This is a genomic window from Vreelandella maris, assembly GCF_013371085.1.
Taxonomy (GTDB): Bacteria; Pseudomonadota; Gammaproteobacteria; order Pseudomonadales; family Halomonadaceae; genus Vreelandella; species Vreelandella maris.
Genome location: NZ_JABWCV010000040.1, coordinates 1 through 23,654, shown reverse-complemented (window position 1 = coordinate 23,654; position 23,654 = coordinate 1). Strand labels below are relative to the sequence as shown.

Genomic DNA, 23,654 nt, shown 5'->3' with positions numbered 1-23,654 from the left:
CGTTGCGCCAAAAATAATTGCTTTAAATTTCATGGTGGTTTACTCCGTTGGTTATTTACAATTTAATAATAACCTTAGAGTATGAATTGAAGCTGAATTTAGTGGTTTTTTAGCAAAAAAAGTTCTTCGTCACTTCATGTGGATTTAGCCTGATCGAATAGGCGGCCCGCCGGGCTGCCAATCAGATAGATCATGGCGATGAAGTTAGCCTCGTTCCGATAGCCACGTGCGCGTGACCGAGCCGCCTGAAACAGGCCGTTCATCCCTTCCAGTCTTGCGTTCGTCAGTCCCGAGTGCCAGCGCCTAACCACTGCTTCCGCGTGCCGCTCAAGTGTCACCAAGGCCTTTCCCATCGGCTTCAGTAGTGACTTTTCAGAAACCGCCGCTTGCATAACTTTGAGGTAGTTCGTGATGCGCCACCGAGCCGCTCTGGGCGTTGGGGCCTTCTGGATCCAGCGTAGCTTTTCCTTGATTATCCAGGCATCGGCCGTGGCGCTCTGATCGGCTACCAACTCCTGGAGCGCCGCCAACTGTTTAGGTCTCAGGTTCTCGTTGTCCAGATTTTTCAGCAGTGCCCAGCGCAGCGATTTAGGGTGTTCCTGCTCGCGGCGCTCTTTCTTGCGGACCTCGTCCAGCCGCTTGGTAAAGGTCTGCACGATATGGAACCAGTCGACCGTTACCTCTGCCTTGGGAAGGTGCTTGGTGATGCCGCTAAGGAAGGCGGGCGACATGTCGCAGACTACCTCGACCACATTGTCCGTATTGCCGCCATGGGTTGTCAGGAAGGCGCTAAATGCTTGGATGGCATCCTTGCCGCAGCCTGGAACAGCGAAGATCACCGGTGCCTGCTTGCACTGCATGTCGAGGAATACCGGGACATAGCGATGGCCGCGCCGGGACGCGGTTTCGTACACGCCGACCGTCGCCACCCGGGACAGATCCAGTTCCCCCAGCATTCGGCCTACGTAGTGATGCACGATGCGCCATAGTCGTTTGTCGGAAATCTCCAACTGGCGAGACGGCCAGCACCGGCATCTCTTTGACCAGTGACATGGCCGCTTGCTCAAACAGCAGGGTGAAGTCGCTGCCCGGCCGCGCCCAGGGCACTTCTATGCGTTTGACGCCATGTTCAGGACACTTCGTGCGAGGCACGCGAGCATGCAGGTAACAGTGATGCTGAAAGAAGTTCAAATGCCGCCAGGTTTTGTCGGCAAAGTCGTGAGCTTGACAGGCCTTACCGCACTCCGGACAGGGGTAGAGACTACCGCGCTCCGCCTCGACATAGAGATCCAGTCGGTGGGGCGACACGGCGGTATCCAGGTGCTGGTTCTTGAGGATCCAGGGCGCTTCCAAGCCCAGGCCGAGAGTCAGAATTTGGGTGCCGTCCATGTCATACCTACTGTCGTTGTGGAGACTATATTCTGGCCTAGCTCAGGGCATGAATTCCACACTCAGCGTCGAAGAGCCATTTTTTCAACATCTGTATGGGCTAACTTCGGGAATACAACCCAGGATCTGCCCTTACTAGAAAGAGGAGTGTCTTCTACACAGCTGCTTGCCCAGGGGCAACCCAAGCGTTTCAATATGAACATTGAACAAGCGACTACGCTGAAAGTGGATAGTGATCACTTTCCAGGCTTTACCAGTACTGGCAACCGTATTTCAGCTGTTCTACTCAACGAGGTAGGACAGCAAGAAGCAGAAGCTTCTAGCACACGGGGGCACTTCGAACTTGTTAGTCAGCTACAACCGGGGAAATACCAGATTGATGTGACAGGTAGCTCAAGGGGAGGTGCTAAGAAAAATGATAATAACAGCTATGAACTGCATGTTACCTACTAATTATTAACTACCAGCGAATGCCGTCCCCCACATCATGGAACAAATCTTCCGGTTTATAGCTGACTACATTTGATGAGCTTCCAGTAATTTTTTCCATAAACCTCTGATCCGACTGACGATTTCCTTTATCGTATAAAAGATCATTTTTAGTAAACGCATCAGTTCTCAACGAAGTCTGAGATTGTGGCTTAACAATTACCGCATGCCCTGCAGAGCAATCTTTGTTTAGCTCTATTGAGTTATTGGCGAACACCAGCGGGCTTGCAGTGATACCCATGCAAAGACCTACTAAGCACATTTTTTCGCTAGATTATTAAATAACATAACTATCTCCTTATTTTACCTATAGCCGCCTTATATTTAAACGTTACAGTAACGTTAATTTTAAGCGCCGTTTTTCTCACACCACTCTGTGCTCTGAAATTCAAAATCATTAAATTTTTTATAAAAAAATTAATTACCATTGATATCAATGGCAGGTTAAATACATTAACAAGCAATGGCGGTGTAGTTTTTTGTCTAACCAAATTGCATCTTTCTAAAAGCTGCTGAGTGGCCACCCCTTAGCGGTGGTCATTCGGCATTGTTCTAATCGCTGTTAATTGAGGTAATCACCGAATCCATGCCCTTGGACGTGAATTCAAACTCGACCTCATCGCCTTCCTTGAGATTCATAAGCTGCTCAGGCGTAGCCTTGAACCCCATTGTCATGGCCGGCCATTCGAGCTCTGGCACCGGACCATGAGCAATGGTAACGGTTCCTTTCTCCATATTTATCTTACGTATGGTGCCGGCAGCCTTGGCTATCTCAGCTGCAGCGTCGTTCTGATCCATCTGCATGTTATCCATCGCAGTATCCTGATCGTGCTCCATCGCGTTCATGTCGCCAGCAAAAGCGGCAGGAGCTATCGCGAGGGTTATCATTAATGCGAGTTTGGTTCTCATCGTGTTTCTCCAGAGGTTGGATGGGTTAGGTGAATAGATCGGCGTCTCATCAATAGATAAGCCGCTGGGAGGACAAACAAAGACAGTAGTGGGGCAGTGATCATCCCTCCGACCATAGGCGCAGCGATGCGGCTCATAATCTCGCTTCCGGTTCCACTCCCTAGCAGTATCGGTAGCAAACCGGCGATAATAACTGCCACGGTCATCACCTTAGGCCGAACGCGCTGCACGGCTCCCTCACGGATCGCCCCAAAAAGTGCTGGTTCGTCAAAATGACCGGCTTTATTGCGCTCGACCCAGGCGTTGGTCAGATACAACAACATAATCACACCAAACTCAGCAGAGACTCCAGCCAGAGCAATGAAGCCGATACCCGTGGCGACCGATAAATTGTAATCGAGCAAATACAGTATCCAGACCCCGCCTGTAAGGGCGAACGGAAGGGTAGCCAGAATCAATAGCGCTTCGCTAAAGCGTTTAAATATCAAATAAAGCAACACGAAGATGATGACTATCGTTGCTGGCACCACCAGTTTGAGTTTCGCGTTGGCTCGTTCCATGAATTCAAATTGGCCTGAATAACGAATACTCATGCCGGACTCGAGCTCTATTTCATCATTGATCTTGGCACGAATATCTTTCACTACCGTGGCCATGTCTCGGTCGCGAACGTCGACATAGACCCAGCCTGTCAGGCGGGCGTTTTCGCTCTTCAACATGGGCGGGCCGTCGGTGACCTTGATTTGCGCCACGGTGCCTAATGTGATCTGGCTGCCTTGAGGAGTATAGATAGGCAAATTGCGCAGGTCGTCCAGTGAGTCACGCCATTCGCGCGGATAGCGCAGGCTGATCGGATAGCGCGCCAGTCCTTCTACGGTTTCACCAATATTCGCGCCACCAACCGCACCAGCAACGATGGATTGAACGTCGGAGATGTTCAGCCCGTAACGTGCTGCTGAGCTGCGTTCAATGTCGACATCAATGTAACGCCCGCCCGTGAGGCGTTCAGCGACTGCGGAACTTACCCCTGGGATAGTCTGGGCGATCCGTTCCACTGACTGGGTGATTTTATCGATTTGCACCAGATCCGAGCCGTATACTTTGACACCTATGGGGCTTTTTATACCGGTGGCAAGCATATCAATGCGGTTACGGATTGGTGGAATCCACAAGTTAGCCAGACCCGGAACCTGCACCGCCTGGTCCAGCTCAATCATCAGTTTTTCCGGTGTCATGCCCGGTCGCCACTGGTCTTTCGGTTTGAACTGGATAGTGGTCTCGAACATAGTTAACGGCGCTGGGTCGGTCGCGGTATCAGCGCGGCCGGCCTTGCCGAATACCCGCTCAACTTCCGGCACCGACTTGATCATCCGATCAGTCTGTTGCAACAGCTCCGAGGCCTTCTGAACCGAAAGGCTCGGTAACGCTGTTGGCATATAGAGCAAGTCTCCCTCGTCAAGCGGCGGTAAGAACTCTCCGCCGAGTCGCGAGGCCGGCCAAAGAACAGTCAGAAACACTAGCAATGCTACCAGCAATGTGGACTTCGGCCATCGCAATACCGCTTCAAGGGCCGGCTGGTAGATCCAGATCAGTCCACGGTTGATCGGGTTGCGATGCTCATCCGGAATTTTGCCGCGAATCCAGTAGCCCATCAGAACCGGGACCAATGTAATCGAAAGGCCCGCTGCTGCTGCCATGGCATAGGTTTTGGTGAAAGCTAATGGGCCGAACAACCGCCCCTCCTGGGCTTCCAGCGTAAAGACCGGAATGAACGAGAGGGTGATGATCAACAGGCTGAAAAACAGTGCCGGCCCCACTTCAATCGACGCATCAGTAATGACTTTCCAGTGCGCTTCACCCTTAAGCACCTTGTCTGGGTGCTTCTTGTGCCAGGCTTCGATGTGCTTGTGTGCATTCTCAATCATCACGATAGCCGCATCGACCATCGCGCCGATGGCGATGGCGATCCCGCCCAACGACATAATATTGGCGTTGACCCCTTGGCGCTGCATAATGATAAAGGCGATAAGGATGCCCACCGGTAGCGAAACAATCGCTACCAGCGAAGAACGAAAATGCCAAAGAAAAATCAGGCAAACCAGTGCAACTATGATGAACTCTTCAAGCAGCTTGTAACTAAGATTCTTCACTGCGCTGTCTATCAGGGTGCTGCGGTCGTAGGTGGTGACGATCTCCACCCCGTCAGGCAGGCTCTTCTTCAGCTCCTGCAATTTGTCCTTCACCGCCGTGATGGTTTCGCGGGCGTTCTTGCCGCTGCGCAGAATTACCACGCCGCCAACTACTTCACCTTCGCCGTTGAGTTCGGCAATGCCGCGGCGCATCTCCGGGCCTAACTGGACATGCGCTACATCGCCCAACGTAACCGGCACACCGCTACTCTCCAGGCGTAATGGGATGTCGCGAAAATCATTAAGAGACTCCAAATAGCCTGAGGCGCGCACCATGAACTCGCTCTCACCCATCTCCAGCACACTACCGCCCGTTTCGCGATTGGCCGCGTCAATTGCCTGGGTAACCTGTTGCTGCGTCACTTTGCGATTAGCCATACGCACCGGATCAAGCACCACTTGGTACTGTTTGACCATTCCGCCGATTGGTGCCACCTCGGCAACATTCGGCAGTGTCTTCAGCTCATAGCGCAGAAACCAATCCTGTAATGAGCGCAATTGCGAAAGGTCATGGGCGCCGGTGCGATCGACCAGTGCGTACTGGAAAATCCAGCCTACCCCCGTCGCATCAGGCCCTAGCGTTGGGGCAACACCAGCCGGCAGCCGGCTTTGTACCTGACTTAAATATTCAAGCACTCGGGAGCGAGCCCAGTACAGATCGGTATCGTCGTCAAACAATACATAGACGTAGCTATCACCGAAGAATGAGTAGCCCCGCACCGTTTTGGCCCCAGGCACCGATAGCATGGTGGTTGTCAACGGGTAAGTAACCTGATTCTCAACGATCTGTGGCGCCTGCCCAGCATAGGGCGTACGGATAATGACCTGCACATCAGAGAGATCCGGTAGTGCATCAACCGCCGTGTTCTGTACTGACCAAATGCCCCATGCCACAGAAAAAAGCGTGGCAAGTAGCACCAGAAAACGGTTGACGACCGACCAACGGATGATTGCTGCGATCATAACTGGCCTCCCAGTTTTTCGATTCGCTTAATCACCAGCCCTTCATCACTTTCGCTAACGCCTACACGCACCCTGTCGTCCTGAGCCAGGTCTTGCAGCAAAGACTCCTCTGCGATTGGAAAAGACATTGTCATACCTGGCATATTAAGTGTTTTGAAGGGGCCGTGAGATAGCACAATCGCACCCTCTTCCAAAGTAATGATGGTACCTTCAGCCTCGTGCAATGCAGGCTCAGGAGCCGATACTGGCTGATTCATTTGGGTAGTTAACCCGCGCAGACTGGCTTCTGAGTCAAGCAGGAACTGACCAGAAGCGACTACCTGCTGATTTTCCTCCAGCCCTTCAAGCACTTCTGTTTTACCACCAGCTTCACGGCCAGTTCGTACTTCTATCGGGCGATATTTACCTTCTCCTTCAGTCACCATGACAAGAGTACGCCGACCGGTGCGGATCACAGCCTCGGTGGGCAAGACCAGTGCCATCTCATCGCTGCGGGTCAACGTTACTTCAGCGGTCATGCCAGGGCGCAGACGTTGCTCAGGATTAGGCAGCTCAATTCGGACTCGTACTGTTCGGCTGTCCAGGTTGGCTTCTGATAAGATAGTCTCAATCGTTCCTTGCAACGCTTCACCTGGAAACGCTGGAAGCCTAGCTTCGACAGGTTGACCCATTGCCAATACGCTCATCTGAGACTCGGGCACCGCTACTTCAAGCCAGACGGTTTCCAAGCCGTTGATGCGCGCCAGCGGCGCGCCAGCAGGCAACGTCATACCTTCGCGCACCTCAAGCGTTCGCAGCACGCCGCTGATGGGGCTACTGACGGTCCATACTGATATCGCTTTTGCACCACGTTCCAGTTGCGTAATGTACTCAGCCGGCATACCTGCCAGGCGCATTCGTTGGTGAGCTGCCTCTAAAAGTTGTGGCTCGTCCAAACTGCGCAGGGCGAGATACTCCTCCTGTGCAGCGACCCACGCAGGCACCAGAAAATCGGCCAACGGTGCCCCTTTTTCCACTACGTCTTCCGGCGCTAGGCCATAAACCCGCTCGACGAAACCGCCGCTACGCGCCTGAACTATGGCAACATCACGCTCATCAAATGTCAGGATTCCAGCCGCGGTAACAATCTCACTGACAGACTCACGCGTTACGGTAGCTACACGCATCCCCAGGTTCTGCATAATGCCAGGGTCGATTGACATGGAGGCGCCATCGCCACCTTCATCGGCATAACGAGGCACCAAATCCATATCCATGAAGGGCGATGGACCAGGCTCGTCGAAGCGCTGCTGGGGATACATGGGGTCGTACCAGTACAGCACTTCTTTATCTTGCTGTTCGTCTGCCTGAGCGTGAGCGGGCAACGTCGCCAACGAAAGTCCGACAAGGCCTGTAAATCCAAGAACCCTGGGCCAGCCGATCAGCAACGCTCGTCGCTTGATTTTGAATATCATGGCTGGTTATCTCCGAAAGCGAAATGTAGGCGAGCATTGGTTAACGAGCGATCCCGAGCCAAATCAACGCGGCGCAAGCGGGTTTCAACCAGCTCTTGCCGAGCACTGATGACGGCCATGAGTTCACCGCTACCGGCACGATAATCCGCCATAGCTAGTCGCACCTTCTCTTCAGCCAGCGGCAGCAAAGCCTGCTCAAGCCGAGCCAAGCTTTGAACAAGCCGCTGGTATTCAGCCAGATCAGTTGCCAATGATTGGTTGTACCTACGCAACACTGCCTCTCGTTCTGCTTCAAGCTGGGCCAGACGAGAGCGTTCAGAATCAATAATGGGATCTTGACGTGAACCGGAAAATACGGGTAGATCAAAATTGACGCTGAGGCTAACCATATCGCCGAAATCACGACCGCGCCGCTGGTAATCCACGCCCCAGCCCCAATCAGGAGTTTTCTCAGCGACGGCTTCAGCAATTTCAGCCTGTGCCTGACGCGTCATCGGATTGAATGCCAGCAACTGCGGATGCCGTTCCAGGTTGTACTGGTAATGAGCTAAATCGTCCTGCCATTGTGGCCAGCCACCGGTCAGTGGCTGGCTGGCGGCCGGGCCAATCCAGCGGCTTAGTGCGGCCCGGGCTGCTGTTTCGTTGCGCCGTAACAAGTCCTCCTGATCCGCTAGCAATACAGCTTCCTGTTTCGGCAGTATGCTGTCAGCTAGCTGACCACGTCCTCCGGCAAGCCGCGCTGTTACTGCTCGGGAAAACAGTTCGTTTTCAGCATAAAGCTGTTTGAACAGGGCCAGCTTGCGCTCGATCGCTAAGGTAGTGATCCAGGCGTCTGCTGTTTCCTGGCGTACCTGAAGAAGCTCAATGGCCTGCTCCGCATCAGCGACCGTCGCAGCAGCATCCGCTGCATCAATTCGTGCCCGGCGCTTATCACGGTTAGGGACTTCCTGCATTACACCGACCATCTGCATGGTCATCGGCTCATTGCCAAGCTCCCAGCGTGATTCGCCTTCAATGGGAGTGTTTTGCAGTCCTAATCTCAACTTGGGATCCGGCAGTTCTCCGGCGGGGATGGCCGCACTGCGTGTCGCCTGCTGATTGGCCGCTTGAGCAGCCAACGAAGGAGCTTCACGCTCAGCCAAATTCAAGGCTTGCTCCAAAGTAAGTGCGACTGACAACCCAGGAAAGCCAAGCGAGCTGACGAATAGGGCGGCCGTGCACGCACGAAGCCAATTGATTCGGTATTTCATGGTGATTGATTCCGTTTATGTTCCAGCGCGAACCAAAGGCACGCGATGACCATCCGAAAGCTTCAGGGGCGCCGGATGATATTCATTACATAATAGGAATCAGCTGCGGGGAGGATGCCAAACGGCATCTGGTGCGAGGGACCGCACAAAATTTATTGCCAACACAAGAGGGAGCTGGCTGGGCGAAAACGGCAGGCTTTTGATAACAGCTACCTGGAGCAGGCTGCTGGTTTTACATTCCTTGCCGCTCTTGCAGTCGGCAAAGTCATCTCGTTCGTGCTGCGAACAGCATTCATGCTCGGTGTCCCCCGAGAAACTAGACTCCGGGGTAACGTAAACATTCGAATGATCCATGGAGAAAGAACCGGTCATCATAAGGGTTTGCGCCGTTCCCGTTACGGGAAGTGCAAAACTCAAAATAAATACAATAAAAAACCGGGTATATAATTTCATAGTCGGGCATTCTATTGAAAAAAGACTCATATAACAAGACTTCCTAAATGATCGCGCAGCAATAATCACGCTTTATTTCAGTATTTTGCAGTGCATTTAGGGCATTTTCACAAAGGCTTTCAGGAAAATTAAATCTATAAAATAAAAAACAAAAAAGATACAAAACTTTGGTAAAAAAAGTTAAAGGTAATGCAGAAAAAAGAGCTATTAAATAGTCATTAATGGTAATGTAAATGTTATAAGCACCTCGCTAAGAGCCTCATTTTGGAGAAACTAAACAACTTACAATTAGCCTACCCCAAGGTTGCCAGGGAGGGGAAAAGGTCGACCATGATACTGGAAAGCCGTGTCATATACCCCGTAACGATGGCGATGCCCATCAGGATCACAATCGTGCCCGCCACGGGGCGAGCATAGGCGCTCCACCTTCCTAGGCTTTGCCGATGCAGAGCGAATCGGTTAATCAGTAAAGTGCTGGCAAGAAAAGGTAGCGCTAGGCCAGCCGAGTAGGCACTGAGATATATCATTCCAGCCTGAGCACTAGCAGCGTTGGACGTGGCCATCAGGATGGCGCCCAGGATGGGGCCGATACAAGGCGTCCAACCGATGGCAAAAGAGATCCCGAACACAGTCGCCGACAGCGGGGAGCCACCCTGGACATTGGGGGTGAACTGAAAGGTACGCTGGAAAAGCGGCAACCGGAACACGCCGGTCATGAAGAGGCCCAGCACGATCACCGCCGAGCCGGCAACCCAGTTGAATTCTTGACGATACCCTCGCATCAGTTGCCCGATACTACTGGCGCCGAGCCCGAGTAGGATGAACACGATGCTGAAGCCGAAGACGAAGAAGGCACTGAGGGTCAATGCCTCTAACCGCCTGTCGGCTTTACCGGCACTACCGCCTGTGACCACCGACAGGTAGGCCGGTAACAGGGGCAGCGTGCAGGGCGAGAAGAAGGAGACCAATCCGCCGATAAAGGCGCCGACCAAGCCGATGGAAGAGAGAGATTCCAATGTGTTATCGCAACTTAAGTTATGGAGACAGCCAACAAGGGTATTGATACCAATCCCATGGTGCTACCTCCTATCATGTCCATTTTAGCGCCATAAGAATTTTAAGGCTTACAGCTACTTTAAGGTCAACCTTTATTGGCAAATTATTTGTCTCCTACCGAACTGCAAATATTACACATCAGGCTTGACCTTAAAGTTGACTTCAAAGTTATGGTGGCTACTCAATGAATGACATGAGGACATTTCCATGGCGCTACAACTGGGCGAGACAGCACCAAACTTCACGATCGAATCCACGCAAGGCACGGTCAACTTTCACCAATGGCTTGACGACAGCTGGGCGGTGCTGTTCTCGCACCCCGCTGATTTTACGCCAGTATGCACCACAGAACTGGGCGCGTTTGCCAAGCGAAAGAACGAATTCACCCAGCGGGGTGCCAAACTGGTTGGGGTTTCGGTGGATCCCCTCAGCTCTCACCACGACTGGGCGGGGGATATTGAACAGACTCAGGGCACGGCCCTGAACTACCCCTTGCTGGCTGACGAAGATCAGGTGGTAGCGAAGCTTTATGGAATGATCCATCCCAAAGCCGACCCCAAACTGACGGTGCGTACGGTCTTCATCATCGATTCTGACAAGAAAATTCGTCTCACTTTGACGTATCCACCCAGCACAGGACGTAATGTCGACGAGATACTGCGGGTTCTCGATTCGCTTCAGCTAACTGACAAGCACAAAGTGGCCACCCCCGTTGACTGGCAAAATGGTGACGATGTCATCATCTCGCCATCGCTATCGAATGATGACGCTAGGCAACACTTTCCCGAAGGCTGGAACACCAAGACGCCCTACCTTAGGGTCGTGCGCCAACCGGAGCAATAGGAGCCCCGACCGGTAGATTCGTTGAGTCAGGCTGCCAGAAGCTTGGATTAATAATGTCGTGAGGTAACGCTATGCAAACACTAAGTATCGGCGAGCTTGCCGAACGAAGCGGGGTCGCTAGCCAGGCGATTCGATTCTACGAAAAAGAGAGACTTATGCCTCCTCCGAGGAGGACCGATGCCAACTATCGGCGTTACCCACTGGAAGCTGTGGATCGGTTGCAGTTTATCGTCCATGCCAAGCAGTGGGGCTTCACGCTGCAAGAGATTCGGGAGCTGTTAATGCTTCAGGATGCTAATGGCGACCGGGCGCAAGCTAAACGCATCGCCAGCGAGAAGCTGCACAAGGTGCGAGAGCAGATCAAACATCTCACGCGGATTGAAGCCGTATTATCGAAAACACTGGACGAATGTGCAGGCGCAGGGCCTATGCAGGAAGGCTGCCCGATTGTTGAAGCTATCGCTGAGCAGACTGAATGATCGGGCATTTTCTCGATAGCGAACATGGGGAATCAAGCTCGCATATCAGGTCGTCGATAAATTAACAGGGAGATCGTCATTATGGCGCAAAACGTCGATATCGAGATTCGTGGTATGTCCTGTGCTTCCTGTGTTGGACGTGTGGAACGTGCACTCAGCCAGCAGCCAGGCGTGATCAACGCTCAAGTGAACCTCGCCACCCAGAAGGCGGCTATCCAGGTCGAAGCAGGTACCACGACCACTAGCCTACTCAACGCCATTGAAACAGCGGGCTATCAACCTGTGGTGGAAAGTCTCGACATTCCCATCACCGGCATGAGTTGTGGATCGTGTGTCTCTCGGATAGAGCGAACGCTAACGAAGCTGCCCGGCATGGTGGAAGTGAGTGTTAACCTTGCTACCCAGAAGGCCTTCGTTCGCTTCCTGCCGGGAGCCGTTTCGTTAACGCGTATTCAGCATGCCATCCGCGAGGCAGGCTATGAACCACAGGATACCGATACGCCGCCACCGACGGACAGCGAGGACCGGGAGAGAGCTGAGCTTCGCCGCCGAGTCGTGCTCGCGGCAATATTCACGATTCCGGTGGTCATTATCGCCATGGGGAAAATGATTCCCGCTTTTGACACGCTGTTAACAAGTCTAATGCCGCATCGCGCCTGGATGGGCGTCGAGTGGTTATTGGCGACACCGGTGCAGTTTTATGCAGGTGCACGCTTCTATCGTGCCGGCTTCGCCGAACTCCGGCATTTTAATCCGGGCATGAACAGCCTCGTCATGATCGGCTCGAGCGCTGCCTACTTCTATTCAGTCGCCGCCTTGCTGGCGCCCGCGCTCTTCCCCGTCGGAACAGCCGTGAGCTATTTCGAAGCGGCAGCGGTCATTGTGACGCTAATTCTGCTCGGTCGCTATTTTGAACACATTGCCAAAGGTCGCACTTCCGAGGCGATCAAGAAGCTTCTGCAATTACAGGCGAAAACTGCCCGTGTCATCCGCGAGGATGAAACCGTCGAGCTGCCTATCGACGCCGTCGTCACGGGCGATCGTATTTTGGTTCGCCCAGGGGAGCGTGTTCCAGTCGATGGCATCGTTGAGGAGGGTCACTCCTACATTGATGAGTCGATGATCAGCGGTGAGCCAGTGCCGGTCGTCAAACAGAAGGGTTCCGAAGTCGTCGGTGGCACTATCAACAAGAACGGTGCACTTACCTTTCGGGCCACGCGAGTCGGTGCCGACACCGTCTTGTCGCAGATCGTCAAGATGGTGGAAACGGCCCAAGCGGAGAAGCCCCCCATTCAGCAATTAGCCGACAAGGTTGCTGGTGTGTTTGTTCCTGTGGTCATCGTTATTGCCGCGATTACCTTTGCACTCTGGTTCGCTTTCGGACCGGCGCCGTCTTTGTCCTTTGCCTTCGTCACTACCGTTAGCGTGCTGCTAATTGCCTGCCCCTGTGCGATGGGTCTGGCCACCCCAACGGCCATCATGGTCAGTACCGGGAAAGGGGCCGAGATGGGAGTGCTATTTCGTAAAGGGGCGGCGCTTGAGACGCTGGCCAAGATGAATACGGTGGTACTGGACAAGACCGGCACTTTGACCCAAGGGCGCCCCGAACTGACCGACTTCGAAGCGATCAACGGCCATGAAAACGAAGTGCTGCGACTGGTCGCGGCGGTGGAAGCTCAAAGCGAGCACCCCATCGCCGAGGCTATTGTACAGGGCGCCAAGGCCCGTGGGCTGGAATTACCCCCGGTCAGTCGCTTTAGTGCCGAGCCTGGCTACGGCATTGAAGCCGAGGTCGACGGCCACTTGGTGCAAGTAGGAGCTGATCGTTACATGCGTCGGCTGGAAATCAACCTCGGCCAGGCAGAAACACGCGCCAAGGTGTTGGCCGAGAACGCCAAGAGCCCACTCTATGCCGCGGTAGACGGTCAGCTTGCTGCAGTCATCGCGGTGGCGGATCCCCTTAAAGAAGGCTCTGCCGAGGCTATCGCAGCACTCAAAGCGCAAGGGCTGGACGTGGCCATGCTCACCGGCGATAACCGTGCTACTGCCGATGCTATCGCACGGCAGGTTGGCATCCAGCAGGTTCTCGCCGAGGTGCTGCCCGACCAGAAAGCGGCAGAGATCCGGCGTCTCCAAGCGGAGGGCAAGCGTGTCGCTTTTGTGGGAGATGGAATCAATGATGCTCCCGCGTTAGCGCAGGCCGACGTGGGCATTGCGATCGGCACTGGTACCGATATCGCCATCGAGTCTGGCGATGTGGTGCTGATGAGTGGCGATTTGCGAGGCATCGTCAATGCCACAGCGCTCTCCAAGCGTACCCACCGGACCATTATCGGCAATTTCGTTTGGGCCTATGGCTACAACGTAGCACTAATCCCCGTAGCGGCGGGCGTGCTCTATCCGTTCATCGGCGTATTGCTCAGCCCCATGCTGGCGGCGGCGGCCATGAGCATTTCCAGTGTTTTTGTGCTGACTAACTCGTTGCGGCTACGCCGTTTCACATCGGATACCGGCAATGCCACACCACGTCCAAACGATGCTGTTCATCGCGCCTAAACCAAACAATGTCGTGTTAACGAGGAATTCAAAATGATGGGAAGTGAAAGCTGCATGTGGGGTATGGCAGGGATGGGCCTAATAGCGATCTTGTTGATTATTGCGCTGGGGCTTGGTGTTGCTGCGCTCATCAAATACCTGTTTTTTAATAAGAAGTGATGAAGCTGGCAACCGAATACAATCGTCCCCCTTGGGTAGATCAGAAACTAATAAAGAGAGCATCCATGAGATATATCCTACCTATCACTTATTGCCTAGCTGCTGCAGGTCTGTTAGGTCTTATAACGTTGCCTGCGTTGGCGCAGGAAGCAAGTACTGATGCCACTGAGAGTCGTCAGGCCAGCAGTGCCACGAATACTGAGTCTCCCTTGCCCAAATCGATTACCGCATTGGTGGATCAAGGGTTCACCTTCCATGGCAGCTTCGAAGCGCCTGACGGTCTCCAAGGCTATGCCTTGTCTTATGATAATGAGCCTATGGCAGCTTATATCTCCTCCTCTTCCGACTACGCCGTCATTGGTACGTTAATCGACCCGCAGGGCAATGCCGTTATGGAAAGCCAGCTTCAGGCTCTGGTGCTGGACCCCATGCTGGAAGCTACCTGGAGTGCGTTTGAAAACACTCGTTTTATCTCGGAGGGGAATGATGATGCTTCGCATATTGTGTACACACTAACAGACCCCAACTGCCCCTACTGCAATGCACTCTGGAAAAATTCGCGCCCGCTCATTGAGCAAGGCGTGTTACAGCTTCGTCACGTGCTGGTCGGCGTGCTATCAGAGGACAGTCTTCGCAAAGCTGCTGCAATCCTTGAATCCGACAATCCGGCCAGTGCTCTCGAAACTCATGAACTGGAATTTCGCAATGGCGGCATAAGGCCGGTGGAGCCGTCGGAGGAGAGTCAAGCGCTTCTTAGAAATCACGCCCAGATCATGCGTGAGGCCGGTGCTACGGGAACGCCGACCAGCTACTACCGTGATGAAGCCGGGAAAGTTCAGCGTATCAATGGCGCAGTGTCGACCGACCAGTTTCGCGAAATATTGGGCGTTGAATGATACACCATAACGGTACAGGGCTGAGATGCGAGTCTCCCCAATCACGACCACTGAGATGCACATGGCAACCAAGCTTAGCGTAAAGCAAACGCTCTTTTTGGGGCTCACTCTATTGATGGGCTTGGCGGCCCTTTATTGGATTCTGATGGAGACCGGCGCCTTGTCGGTCTTGACCGACAAGCAGGCCTTGCGTGAGTGGCTTGATAGGCTGGGCTTCTGGGGGCCGTTGGCCATCATCTTTATGATGATGGCGGCCATTGTCATGAGCCCGATTCCCAGTGGCCCAATTGCGATGGTGGCTGGTGCGCTTTACGGCCCAGTTTGGGGGACGATCTATGTCGTTATCGGTGCCGAAGCCGGTGCTCTGCTCGCTTTCTGCATTGCTCGTTTGCTCGGCTATGAAGTGATGCAACGCTGGCCGCGTACGCGGCCCATCCTCAACTGGCTGGGAAAGGAGCGCTCTCAGACAGGCTTGATGCTCATCGTTTTTGCATCCCGATTGGTGCCCTTCCTTTCGTTTGATGCCGTCAGCTATGCGGCAGGTATCACCCCCCTGTCTTTCTGGCGCTTTTTGATCGCCACACTGGCCGGCGTGATCCCCACGGCGTATCTAATCGTCATGTTCGGCGAAGTGCTGATTACGGCCGACTCCCGTGGCCTCACAATCGCGCTGATTCTCATCAGTGGCATTACATTGCTGCCTCTGCTGGCGAAACGCTTATGGGCTCGACAGCCATGACCGATAGCAACCGAGTGCTCTAAATCAACTTTCGTAAGCATTAACAATGCTCAGCAGGCACTTACCCGCTACTACCTGTGAGACGTACACGTGAAATTTCGGACATTGCTATTTTTACCCCTATTGGGCTTTTTTGGTTTGAGCTTTTTCTTTTATCAGGGCTTATCAATGGATCCTAGCGCCAGAGATTCACCCTTGTTAGCTCAGCCGTTTCCGCCATTCAGCCTGACAACGCTGGAAGACCCCTCAAGGCTCGTTGATGAATCTCTTTTTAAAGGAAAGGTGACATTAGTCAATGTGTGGGGAGAGTGGTGTCCGACTTGCAAACATGAAATGCCGCAGTTATTGGATTTAGCCGCGCGAGGCGTCCGCTTGGTTGGGATCAACTACAAGGATACCCAGGCAAAGGGGCTCGAGTTTCTTGACGAGTTCGGGAACCCTTTTGAAGTCAACATCTTTGATCCAGAGGGTAACCTAGGTTTTGAGCTAGGTGTGTATGGCGCCCCAGAAAGCTATCTGGTCGATACCGAAGGCACTATTCGTTACAAACATACAGGTTACATAACGTCTGAAGATGTTGAGCGAGTCATCCAAGAAGTCGAGAAGTGGAAACGATAAAACGGTTATGAAAACGCATTATTTTTTTATTAATGACTCCATCTGTAACGCTAAGTTAAGGAAGGTATATGTTGCAATACCCTCAAATTGATCCGATCGCCATCGCCATAGGCCCTCTTCAGATCCACTGGTATGGCTTAATGTATGTCATCGGGCTAGTCGCTGCTTGGTGGTTGGGTCGGCATCGAGCCCACCGACTCGGCCTAAGCCACGATGATATGGGCGACCTGATCTTCTACGGCGCCATCGGCATCATCGTTGGCGGCCGTCTTGGCTATGCGCTGTTTTACGGGCTCGAACAACTGCAAGCAAACCCCCTTTGGTTATTAAAAATCTGGGAAGGAGGCATGAGCTTTCATGGCGGCCTTGCCGGTGTATTAGTGGCTGCCTGGCTGTTTGCTCGCAAACATCAACTGGCTTTTATTCAACTGACTGACTTCATTGCTCCGTTAGTCCCGATCGGCCTGGGAGCGGGTCGCCTCGGTAACTTCATCAATCACGAGTTACCGGGAAGAGTTAGTGATGTACCTTGGGCAATGGTGTTTCCATCCATGATGGAGCTGGGCCCAGAGCCACGCCATCCTTCGGCTCTCTACGAGTTTGCCCTTGAAGGTGTCGTGTTGTTTGCCGTGCTGTGGTGGCTATCGCGCCGACCGCGTCAGCGAGGCCTCATCTCTGGGTTGTTCCTGCTTCTGTACGGAGCCTTTCGCTTCATCGTGGAGTTCGTGCGCCTCCCAGACCCTCAGTTGGGATTCATCGCTTTTGGCTGGTTGACCATGGGGCAGCTGTTGACACTACCGATGCTCATAGCGGGTTTTGCTCTGGTCGCTTGGTCCAGACGTCAGCCAGTGGATAAGCCAAAGGCGGCGTTAAACTCATGAAACAAGTCTTCGCTTTTCTAATGGTGGCACTCTTTATAGTCACACCGGTAGCGGCACGTGAAGAGATATTTGGGGTTGGTGACAAAAGCTCCCCTTTTAACCGTTCGACGCAACGTGACTTTCTACCGGCTACAGAAGCCTTCCGAACCACCGCTTGGCGAGACGATGATCGGGTTTATGTCGGTTTCACCGTCGCCGAAGACTATTACCTTCATCGGCATCAGTTTGCGATTGAGAGTCTCTCTCGAAGTATCAATTTCGGAGAGCTGGCTTTGCCACCTGGTGAGCCAATGTCGCACGCATCTTTGGGGGACATTAATGTTTTCTACAATCAGGTGTTGGTGAGTGCGCCCATCGAGGCGAGCGAGACCGTGATCGGACCGTTGGCCGTCGTGGTGACCTTTCAGGGCTGTTCCGATCAAGGACTTTGCTATCCACCCGAACAGGTCGAACTTATCTCACCGTACGGCTCCCCTCCGGCGACCTTCGCCACCAGCCCCTCCCTTGGTACGGCGGATAGCACCAAAGGCGCTCCTTAAATGAATCCCGCCGACCTGAGCCTGCCGCCGCTGGCGGCGGCCTTCGTCTTCGGCTTGCTGGGAGGCGCGCACTGTATCGGCATGTGTGGCGGCATCATGAGTGCCCTGACCTTTGCTGTGCCCCCCAGCATGCGACAACCTAGCCGTTTAGCAGCTCTGTTGCTCGGCTATAATTTAGGCCGTATCAGCAGCTACATGATCGCGGGTGCCTTGGTGGCCCTGCTCGGTTCCGTGCTCAACCATGCATTGGACAGCTTCGCCCTGGTATTGCGTATCCTGGCGGCGGTCATGTTGATACTGATGGCGCTTTATATCGCCAACTGGTGGAAGGGCTTGCTACGTATCGAGGCACTAGGGCGCGTTCTGTGGCGCCGCATCGAACCAATAGGACGTCGCTTGATGCCTGTTGTAAAAGTGCCCCAAGCGTTCGCACTTGGCTCGCTATGGGGCTGGATGCCTTGTGGGCTAATCTATTCGATGCTGGCCTGGAGTCTGGCCGTAGCCGAGCCATTGCGTGCCGCCGCGATGATGGGGGCCTTCGGGCTCGGCACCCTGCCTGCCGTCCTAGCGACCGGTGTGGCAGCGCGCCGCGTCTCAATATGGATACGTAGTCCTGCGACTCGTACGCTAGCAGCGCTGCTAATTATTGCGTTTGCCGTCTGGCAACTCTGGTATTTGGAATCCATGATAGGGATGGTGGATACGCACGGTGCCATGACCCCATCGCAACATTAATGATGACCTCGCTTATCATTAATCTCGACGTCTGATTTTCTAGATCCAAGCGATTCGATGAGCTCCTTCAGGCTGAAACTTTCAGTCATCTTGTCTTGATTCATATTATCTATCCAGCGCGCTATCACCTGGAACTCTTGAGCCCGCAAGTAAAGACGTCCCCTTTGAGTGGCGAGTGGTACTGGTTCAATAAACTCTGCAGTGCCTTGATCCGCCCAAGATAATATTTGCTTGATCTCTGGAAGACTAACACCCAGCGAACGCAGGCAATCGATAAAACGTAGGCGCCCCAAGGACTCTGCATCGTAGAGTTGATAACCGTTGCGCGGGTCGCGGTGCGGTTGCAATAACCCTTCCCTTGTATAGTGGCGTACCGTTTCTGCCGTTACTCCTCCCGTCTGAGCCAGCTCTGAGACTCGCATTGGCTTATCCTCATTCGTTTATTCGTAGCCAGCTTACAACCGTTAGGCTGCCCAAAGGTCAAGTCTTCAGCTGAGCGCTCATGACAAACATTTAGGTTGTATAACGAAATTTAAAATGAGGCCTTGACCTTAAAGTCTGCTTTAAGGATATCTTAAAAAAGCACTTCTGCCACAGGATAAAAAACCGTAATCAAGTCCTACCACCAGCGCGTTTGGCAGAGTGACTCACACACAGAGGAGAGTGTCATGCGTAAACGTAATACTGCGATCCTGTTTACTGCCATTGTTGCTGCCAGCAGCTTCGGAGCTAGCTCGCTTCTTGCCCAAGAAGAGAATCAACAGAAGCCGATGGAGGGCAACGCCATGCATAGCAATATGATGCAAGCAGGGGGTATGCACGACATGATGGGCGATATGAAGTCCATGATGGAAAAATGTAACGCCATGATGGAAAACATGCAGCATGAGAACGACGACGCTTAAAGCGGCTCGGATAGGGTTGCTTGTACGCAAGCAACCTTTTCATCATGCGGATAGCGTCGCTTGGACCTTCCTCTCTGATATCTAACCGGACACACAACATATGAAACATTGGAAAGCGCTTGCCGTTACGTCTTTGCTGGCTTTTCCCGTATCGGGATTGGCGGCTGATATATCAGCGACTCTCTACAAAAATCCCAATTGCGGGTGTTGTGCCGAATATGCCAAGTATTTGGAACAAAACGGCTTCGACGTGGAGACGATCGACACCCATGATCTTGTTAAAATGAAAGCCGAGTATAACGTCCCTGAAGAACTGCATGGCTGCCATACCACGGTCGTAGGGGACTATCTCTTCGAAGGGCATGTGCCTGTTGAGAGCGTGACCCAAGTGCTTGATGAAAAGCCCTCTATCATAGGGCTGAGTGTGCCGGGAATGCCGCTTGGCTCACCGGGCATGTCGGGAGAAAAGCGTGGCCCGTTGGAAGTCTATGCCATCGCCTCGCAATCGACTGAGACCCCCGACATTTACGCGACTCACTAAAGGATAGTGCGGCGATGAAACACCCCATCCTGACAGGACATTTCGTAGCTGTATTTCTGATGACTGCCACATCCCTTGCCATGGCCGCCCCGTCAGAAAGTTCAGGGCCACAGGGGTTTCTTCTCTGGGCTACCCCCAACGATGTGGCACAAATCAGCTTCGAGGATAGCGACGGTACCCCTTTCACGTTGGCTGACTTTGAAGGAAAGCTGATTCTACTCAACATCTGGGCAACATGGTGCGGGCCTTGCCGAGAGGAAATGCCCACTTTAGATGCCCTACAAGATGAGCTTGGCAGCGATGATTTTGAGGTGGTCGCCTTATCGATCGACCGTAAGGGGGTCGAGATTGTTAATGAATTCTATCAAGAGATAGGCATTGAACATCTGGCTCCCTATATAGATAAAACCGGAATGGCTAGCGCAGATCTTGGGGCCGTAGGTATTCCCACGACGCTTCTACTTGACCGCCAAGGCAAAGAAATTGGGCGCCTCGTGGGGGAAGCCGAGTGGAATACTCAAGACATGATCGACTTTCTTGCCGAAATGATTGCAACCAGATAATGAGGTAGCACCATGAGTTGTTGTGACGACAAAACCCAACAGGGCAAACAAAAATCGGGGCTAAATGGCTTTTTGACAGGGTCACGCGGCCTGATGTTGCTGGGTAGCGTGGCAGTGGCTGGCGGCCTTGCTTTTGGCTGGGATAATCTGGTTTTGCTAGGCATTGCGCCTATTCTATTGAGCCTATTGCCATGTCTCATTATGTGCGGATTAGGCCTATGCATGATGAAGTGCAAAGACAAAAAAGGTGAAGCGACCGAGCAAAGCGACGCTACCAATGTTCAGGCTCGGGTAGAAGACGCTTCAGAAGTGAATGCCGGAACAGCGCCTACCACTCGCCAACTAGTCGATCAAAGCGAGTCAATCAAGCAGTCCTCATCTAAATTCCAAGCCTAGCCATGGGTAAAGGGTAATGCTTGAAGTAGCCAATATAGGACTGGTCACTGCCTTTCTGGCAGGCCTGATCTCGTTCATTTCGCCCTGTGTTTTGCCACTTGTGCCTGGCTATCTTTCTTTCATGACCGGCCGCTCGCTCGGACAATTACAGGAAGCGGATAGACGAGAACGTCTGCGGGTGTTAACCCAGTCGATATGGTTCGTGCTCGGTTTTTCAACCGTTTTTTTGTTGCTGGGAGCCAGCTCCACTGCCATTGGTCGTCTGCTGCTGGTGTATCGCCAAGAAGCAAACCTAGTCGGTGGCCTTATCGTTATACTGTTTGGTGCCTTCATGACCGGGCTCATGCCATGGCGCTGGTTTCATCAAGAATGGCGGTTTATGGGTCGACTGAAGGACGTCGGCGGAAGCCGCAGTGCGGCTTATCTGCTTGGTTTAGCGTTTGCATTTGGCTGGACCCCCTGCATTGGCCCGATTCTGGGTGCCATTCTTACCGTCAGCGCTTCCACGGCCAACGCCTGGAGCGGCATGGCGTTGCTCGGCGTTTATTCTTTGGGTCTGGGTGTGCCCTTCATGCTGAGTGCCCTTTCACTTGATCGCTTCATAAAGCACCAGAAATTCCTGCGTCGCTGGGGGCATTTCATACATATAGCGGCTGGGTTGATCATGATCCTGATGGGTAGCTTAATGATCACAGGCAAACTATCCGAGCTGTCATATTGGTTATTGCGTACTTTCCCTGCCCTAAGTGTTATCGGCTAATCGTTATTTAAGGAAATATTGAAATGCACATGATCGTGAGTCGTTTTTTACGTGTCTTCTTACTGACAGGCTTGGCCGCAGTCAGCTTTGGCAGCGCCATTACGGCCTTGGCAACTGAAGAAAGGTTGCTTGCACTGCAATATGACGTAACAGGCAAACGACTGTTTAAAATTGAGGCTAACCAACTATTCCAGCGTGCCGATGAAGGCATGACCTGGAATGCGATTCCCTTGCCCGAAGACGTGAATGAAGGCCAGTTGCGCGCGGTATCGGTCCCCTCCACTGATCCGCAAGCGCTCTATATCGCAGGCCCCTCAATCGGGGTGCAGCGTAGCACCGACAATGGAGAAACCTGGCAAGAGCTTAGCGCTAACCTACCTAGCCGAGAGGTTACTGCGCTAGCTGTACATCGCCGTCAGAACGAAACACTTTATGCGGTAATTGAAGAAGACGGCATCTACCAAAGCGAGGATGCTGGCACCACCTGGAAAAAAATGGACAGTGGTCCTTCACAAAAGATTAACCGACTCGTCCACTCTGACATGGAAGGCAGCATGCAGACCGGCTGGCTCTACGGGGTATCGGACGATGCGGTGCGTCTATCGATGGACTGCTTTTGCGGTTGGAGACCGACCGGAGCACTTGATGCTGGCAGCGTCTATGATGTGGCTTATAGCCTTGGCAACCCAAAGCGAGTCTATGTGGTTACACAGCAAGGACTATGGCGTAGTGAAACGGGTGGTCAAGAGTGGCAACAAGTAGCTGGTGACGGCACAGAGCTCGTTGCACTCACACTCTCCGCCAAAGACACTCTCTATGGTTTAAACCAGAAAGGGGAACTTCTACACAGTGAAGACGAAGGCCAATCCTGGACTTATCCCGATGCGTAAGCACTGTTTTTTCACTGCCTCATGGCTGACGCTAATGGTTGTGGGGCACGCCATGGCTGAGGACCGTCCTTTTTCAAGCGATACTCCTCAGCTGGAAGACGGAAAAAGAGTTTACCGACAATACTGTGCTAGTTGCCACGGTACACAAGGCGAAGGCATGCCCAACTGGGAAGAGCAAAATGCTCTAGGCGAGTTACCTGCTCCACCACATGGGCCAGAGGGCCATACCTGGAAACACTCTGATGCCATGCTCTACCGAATTATTGCCGAGGGTTGGCGCGACTCCTGGAATAAAACCGATAGGCTAACGATGCCAGCGTATCAGGAAGTTTTGGCTCCCAGCGAGATACGAGATGTGGTGAATTATCTCAAGACATTATGGACACAAGAGCAAAGGCGTCACCAAGCAGACGAAAGTATTGAGAACCCCTTTCCAATACAAACTGGAATACCCCCAGAGTAAATAATAGTGTCTATGCCCTATAACAAATTTTCTTAGTCACCTTATGGGTCACCACACTGTTAGCTACCGTCTCAACCGCCCACTTGTGTTATTAAGTAGAAAACAACCTCTTGGTCCTTTTAACTCCGACAAACCTGCTCCCGGCGAATGCTAGCCCTTACTTAGAAAACCAACTTCGCATTGTCAGCGAATAAATATACACTTTAGCGAATCTCAAATGTTTATGTTGAGACATGGAAGTTAACAAATTTCATATAAAATAAACTTATTACCTAACGACTGAGGCGCCTTCAGGCTTAGTAAGATCGACTGGCTCACTTCACAATAAAGTTTTCGTCGCGCCACATATTTGATCTGAAGGCTGTGGAAGGGAGTTAGATTATTATGTTAGGTAAGCAATATAGTGTTAATAAACAACGGGTAAGCGGATTAAATGGTTGATCTTACCTTTGCATGAGAGTGAGACAGACCGGCATCTCATCGGATTATCTGGTTGATGCTTCACCTACTGCTGGTGCATGTTTCCTTCGCTAATTCCA

Annotated in this window: 26 protein-coding genes and 1 pseudogene; 18 read left to right on the top strand and 9 right to left on the bottom strand. The window is 52.7% G+C overall.

The genetic code is table 11. The features are described from left to right. Positions 1–134: 134 nt before the first annotated feature. A pseudogene (locus tag HUO07_RS20340) lies at positions 135–1,389 on the bottom strand (ISL3 family transposase). A 195-nt stretch (positions 1,390–1,584) separates the two neighbouring features. Here HUO07_RS20340 and HUO07_RS20335 point away from each other — a divergent pair. Beyond that, entirely contained in the window at positions 1,585–1,842 is a 258-nt protein-coding gene (locus HUO07_RS20335; protein WP_127063332.1) for a hypothetical protein, read from the top strand. A 7-nt stretch (positions 1,843–1,849) separates the two neighbouring features. Here the strand turns inward: HUO07_RS20335 and HUO07_RS20330 are convergent, their stop codons facing one another. The 7 genes from HUO07_RS20330 to HUO07_RS20300 all read right to left on the bottom strand — a co-directional run bounded on the left by HUO07_RS20330 (position 1,850) and on the right by HUO07_RS20300 (position 10,112). Next, positions 1,850–2,119 (bottom strand): hypothetical protein, encoded by a 270-nt coding sequence (locus tag HUO07_RS20330; protein ID WP_127063333.1) that lies wholly within the window; start codon positions 2,117–2,119, stop codon positions 1,850–1,852. Between the two features lie 311 nt (positions 2,120–2,430). After that, positions 2,431–2,787, bottom strand: coding sequence for a copper-binding protein (locus tag HUO07_RS20325; protein WP_035564328.1), 357 nt, complete (start codon positions 2,785–2,787; stop codon positions 2,431–2,433). After that, positions 2,784–5,939 (bottom strand): efflux RND transporter permease subunit, encoded by a 3,156-nt coding sequence (locus tag HUO07_RS20320; protein WP_035564330.1) that lies wholly within the window; start codon positions 5,937–5,939, stop codon positions 2,784–2,786. Before HUO07_RS20320 ends, HUO07_RS20325 begins: the two co-directional genes overlap by 4 nt. After that, entirely contained in the window at positions 5,936–7,393 is a 1,458-nt protein-coding gene (locus HUO07_RS20315; protein ID WP_035564331.1) for an efflux RND transporter periplasmic adaptor subunit, read from the bottom strand. The genes HUO07_RS20320 and HUO07_RS20315 overlap by 4 nt, the downstream gene beginning before the upstream one ends. Further along, a complete protein-coding gene (locus HUO07_RS20310) occupies positions 7,390–8,643 on the bottom strand; it encodes a TolC family protein (protein ID WP_035564332.1) in 1,254 nt (417 codons plus the stop codon). Before HUO07_RS20310 ends, HUO07_RS20315 begins: the two co-directional genes overlap by 4 nt. 99 nt (positions 8,644–8,742) lie before the next feature. Beyond that, the gene (locus tag HUO07_RS20305; protein ID WP_127063334.1) at positions 8,743–9,126 is read right to left on the bottom strand and encodes a hypothetical protein; all 384 of its coding nucleotides are present in this window, start codon (positions 9,124–9,126) and stop codon (positions 8,743–8,745) included. A gap of 263 nt (positions 9,127–9,389) precedes the next feature. Then, positions 9,390–10,112: a cytochrome c biogenesis CcdA family protein gene (locus HUO07_RS20300; protein WP_035563023.1), complete on the bottom strand. Its 723-nt coding sequence runs from the start codon at positions 10,110–10,112 to the stop codon at positions 9,390–9,392. Between the two features lie 247 nt (positions 10,113–10,359). Between HUO07_RS20300 and HUO07_RS20295 the strand changes: the two genes are divergently transcribed. The 10 genes from HUO07_RS20295 to HUO07_RS20255 all read left to right on the top strand — a co-directional run bounded on the left by HUO07_RS20295 (position 10,360) and on the right by HUO07_RS20255 (position 18,597). Further along, on the top strand, positions 10,360–10,995 hold the full coding sequence (locus HUO07_RS20295; RefSeq protein WP_008958491.1) for a peroxiredoxin: 636 nt from the start codon (positions 10,360–10,362) through the stop codon (positions 10,993–10,995). A gap of 71 nt (positions 10,996–11,066) precedes the next feature. Then, positions 11,067–11,474, top strand: a complete 408-nt coding sequence (locus HUO07_RS20290; RefSeq protein ID WP_113271219.1) for a heavy metal-responsive transcriptional regulator — start codon at positions 11,067–11,069, stop codon at positions 11,472–11,474. Positions 11,475–11,555: 81 nt separating this feature from the next. After that, positions 11,556–14,030, top strand: a complete 2,475-nt coding sequence (locus tag HUO07_RS20285; RefSeq protein ID WP_113271218.1) for a heavy metal translocating P-type ATPase — start codon at positions 11,556–11,558, stop codon at positions 14,028–14,030. Positions 14,031–14,063: 33 nt separating this feature from the next. Beyond that, on the top strand, positions 14,064–14,189 hold the full coding sequence (locus tag HUO07_RS22080; protein WP_258955997.1) for a hypothetical protein: 126 nt from the start codon (positions 14,064–14,066) through the stop codon (positions 14,187–14,189). 65 nt (positions 14,190–14,254) lie between these two features. Continuing rightward, positions 14,255–15,085: a thiol:disulfide interchange protein DsbG gene (dsbG, locus tag HUO07_RS20280; RefSeq protein WP_022522190.1), complete on the top strand. Its 831-nt coding sequence runs from the start codon at positions 14,255–14,257 to the stop codon at positions 15,083–15,085. A gap of 61 nt (positions 15,086–15,146) precedes the next feature. Then, positions 15,147–15,824 carry a TVP38/TMEM64 family protein gene (locus tag HUO07_RS20275; RefSeq protein WP_113271217.1) on the top strand — a complete coding sequence of 226 codons (678 nt, stop codon included), beginning with the start codon at positions 15,147–15,149 and terminating at the stop codon, positions 15,822–15,824. Between the two features lie 90 nt (positions 15,825–15,914). After that, the gene (locus HUO07_RS20270; RefSeq protein WP_053856991.1) at positions 15,915–16,442 is read left to right on the top strand and encodes a DsbE family thiol:disulfide interchange protein; all 528 of its coding nucleotides are present in this window, start codon (positions 15,915–15,917) and stop codon (positions 16,440–16,442) included. A gap of 68 nt (positions 16,443–16,510) precedes the next feature. Continuing rightward, on the top strand, positions 16,511–17,323 hold the full coding sequence (lgt, locus tag HUO07_RS20265; protein ID WP_022522187.1) for a prolipoprotein diacylglyceryl transferase: 813 nt from the start codon (positions 16,511–16,513) through the stop codon (positions 17,321–17,323). Beyond that, on the top strand, positions 17,320–17,862 hold the full coding sequence (locus tag HUO07_RS20260) for a protein-disulfide reductase DsbD domain-containing protein (protein ID WP_022522186.1): 543 nt from the start codon (positions 17,320–17,322) through the stop codon (positions 17,860–17,862). The genes lgt and HUO07_RS20260 overlap by 4 nt, the downstream gene beginning before the upstream one ends. Beyond that, the gene (locus tag HUO07_RS20255; RefSeq protein WP_113271216.1) at positions 17,863–18,597 is read left to right on the top strand and encodes a sulfite exporter TauE/SafE family protein; all 735 of its coding nucleotides are present in this window, start codon (positions 17,863–17,865) and stop codon (positions 18,595–18,597) included. Here the strand turns inward: HUO07_RS20255 and HUO07_RS20250 are convergent. Then, positions 18,594–19,019 (bottom strand): MerR family transcriptional regulator, encoded by a 426-nt coding sequence (locus tag HUO07_RS20250; RefSeq protein WP_035563000.1) that lies wholly within the window; start codon positions 19,017–19,019, stop codon positions 18,594–18,596. The two genes, HUO07_RS20255 and HUO07_RS20250, sit on opposite strands and share 4 nt — an antisense overlap. Before the next feature lie 246 nt (positions 19,020–19,265). Here HUO07_RS20250 and HUO07_RS20245 point away from each other — a divergent pair, with 246 nt between their 5' ends. From HUO07_RS20245 to HUO07_RS20215, 7 genes are all read left to right on the top strand, one after another. After that, complete coding sequence (locus HUO07_RS20245) at positions 19,266–19,502, top strand: hypothetical protein (protein WP_035562998.1); 237 nt, start codon at positions 19,266–19,268, stop codon at positions 19,500–19,502. A gap of 100 nt (positions 19,503–19,602) precedes the next feature. Further along, positions 19,603–20,043, top strand: a complete 441-nt coding sequence (locus HUO07_RS20240) for a DUF411 domain-containing protein (RefSeq protein ID WP_113271215.1) — start codon at positions 19,603–19,605, stop codon at positions 20,041–20,043. A gap of 14 nt (positions 20,044–20,057) precedes the next feature. Then, the gene (locus tag HUO07_RS20235) at positions 20,058–20,606 is read left to right on the top strand and encodes a TlpA family protein disulfide reductase (RefSeq protein WP_101146722.1); all 549 of its coding nucleotides are present in this window, start codon (positions 20,058–20,060) and stop codon (positions 20,604–20,606) included. Positions 20,607–20,618: 12 nt separating this feature from the next. Then, complete coding sequence (locus HUO07_RS20230) at positions 20,619–21,002, top strand: hypothetical protein (RefSeq protein ID WP_101146723.1); 384 nt, start codon at positions 20,619–20,621, stop codon at positions 21,000–21,002. 16 nt (positions 21,003–21,018) lie between these two features. Next, entirely contained in the window at positions 21,019–21,762 is a 744-nt protein-coding gene (locus HUO07_RS20225) for a cytochrome c biogenesis CcdA family protein (RefSeq protein ID WP_176304982.1), read from the top strand. Between the two features lie 23 nt (positions 21,763–21,785). After that, complete coding sequence (locus HUO07_RS20220) at positions 21,786–22,652, top strand: WD40/YVTN/BNR-like repeat-containing protein (RefSeq protein WP_044630812.1); 867 nt, start codon at positions 21,786–21,788, stop codon at positions 22,650–22,652. Then, positions 22,645–23,115, top strand: coding sequence for a c-type cytochrome (locus HUO07_RS20215; RefSeq protein ID WP_035562985.1), 471 nt, complete (start codon positions 22,645–22,647; stop codon positions 23,113–23,115). The genes HUO07_RS20220 and HUO07_RS20215 overlap by 8 nt, the downstream gene beginning before the upstream one ends. The last annotated feature ends 539 nt before the right edge of the window (positions 23,116–23,654 follow it).

What these genes read in the sequence shown, in the direction of transcription:
- HUO07_RS22080 (WP_258955997.1), top strand. Translation starts at nt 14,064, where the DNA reads ATGATGGGAAGTGAAAGCTGCATGTGGGGTATGGCAGGGATGGGCCTA.
- HUO07_RS20320 (WP_035564330.1), bottom strand. Translation starts at nt 5,939, where the DNA reads ATGATCGCAGCAATCATCCGTTGGTCGGTCGTCAACCGTTTTCTGGTG.
- HUO07_RS20305 (WP_127063334.1), bottom strand. Translation starts at nt 9,126, where the DNA reads ATGAGTCTTTTTTCAATAGAATGCCCGACTATGAAATTATATACCCGG.
- HUO07_RS20225 (WP_176304982.1), top strand. Translation starts at nt 21,019, where the DNA reads ATGCTTGAAGTAGCCAATATAGGACTGGTCACTGCCTTTCTGGCAGGC.
- HUO07_RS20260 (WP_022522186.1), top strand. Translation starts at nt 17,320, where the DNA reads ATGAAACAAGTCTTCGCTTTTCTAATGGTGGCACTCTTTATAGTCACA.
- HUO07_RS20240 (WP_113271215.1), top strand. Translation starts at nt 19,603, where the DNA reads ATGAAACATTGGAAAGCGCTTGCCGTTACGTCTTTGCTGGCTTTTCCC.
- HUO07_RS20330 (WP_127063333.1), bottom strand. Translation starts at nt 2,119, where the DNA reads ATGGGTATCACTGCAAGCCCGCTGGTGTTCGCCAATAACTCAATAGAG.
- HUO07_RS20220 (WP_044630812.1), top strand. Translation starts at nt 21,786, where the DNA reads ATGCACATGATCGTGAGTCGTTTTTTACGTGTCTTCTTACTGACAGGC.
- HUO07_RS20255 (WP_113271216.1), top strand. Translation starts at nt 17,863, where the DNA reads ATGAATCCCGCCGACCTGAGCCTGCCGCCGCTGGCGGCGGCCTTCGTC.
- HUO07_RS20290 (WP_113271219.1), top strand. Translation starts at nt 11,067, where the DNA reads ATGCAAACACTAAGTATCGGCGAGCTTGCCGAACGAAGCGGGGTCGCT.
- HUO07_RS20315 (WP_035564331.1), bottom strand. Translation starts at nt 7,393, where the DNA reads ATGATATTCAAAATCAAGCGACGAGCGTTGCTGATCGGCTGGCCCAGG.
- lgt (WP_022522187.1), top strand. Translation starts at nt 16,511, where the DNA reads ATGTTGCAATACCCTCAAATTGATCCGATCGCCATCGCCATAGGCCCT.
- HUO07_RS20245 (WP_035562998.1), top strand. Translation starts at nt 19,266, where the DNA reads ATGCGTAAACGTAATACTGCGATCCTGTTTACTGCCATTGTTGCTGCC.
- HUO07_RS20250 (WP_035563000.1), bottom strand. Translation starts at nt 19,019, where the DNA reads ATGCGAGTCTCAGAGCTGGCTCAGACGGGAGGAGTAACGGCAGAAACG.
- HUO07_RS20335 (WP_127063332.1), top strand. Translation starts at nt 1,585, where the DNA reads ATGAACATTGAACAAGCGACTACGCTGAAAGTGGATAGTGATCACTTT.
- dsbG (WP_022522190.1), top strand. Translation starts at nt 14,255, where the DNA reads ATGAGATATATCCTACCTATCACTTATTGCCTAGCTGCTGCAGGTCTG.
- HUO07_RS20215 (WP_035562985.1), top strand. Translation starts at nt 22,645, where the DNA reads ATGCGTAAGCACTGTTTTTTCACTGCCTCATGGCTGACGCTAATGGTT.
- HUO07_RS20325 (WP_035564328.1), bottom strand. Translation starts at nt 2,787, where the DNA reads ATGAGAACCAAACTCGCATTAATGATAACCCTCGCGATAGCTCCTGCC.
- HUO07_RS20285 (WP_113271218.1), top strand. Translation starts at nt 11,556, where the DNA reads ATGGCGCAAAACGTCGATATCGAGATTCGTGGTATGTCCTGTGCTTCC.
- HUO07_RS20275 (WP_113271217.1), top strand. Translation starts at nt 15,147, where the DNA reads ATGGCAACCAAGCTTAGCGTAAAGCAAACGCTCTTTTTGGGGCTCACT.
- HUO07_RS20310 (WP_035564332.1), bottom strand. Translation starts at nt 8,643, where the DNA reads ATGAAATACCGAATCAATTGGCTTCGTGCGTGCACGGCCGCCCTATTC.
- HUO07_RS20235 (WP_101146722.1), top strand. Translation starts at nt 20,058, where the DNA reads ATGAAACACCCCATCCTGACAGGACATTTCGTAGCTGTATTTCTGATG.
- HUO07_RS20295 (WP_008958491.1), top strand. Translation starts at nt 10,360, where the DNA reads ATGGCGCTACAACTGGGCGAGACAGCACCAAACTTCACGATCGAATCC.
- HUO07_RS20230 (WP_101146723.1), top strand. Translation starts at nt 20,619, where the DNA reads ATGAGTTGTTGTGACGACAAAACCCAACAGGGCAAACAAAAATCGGGG.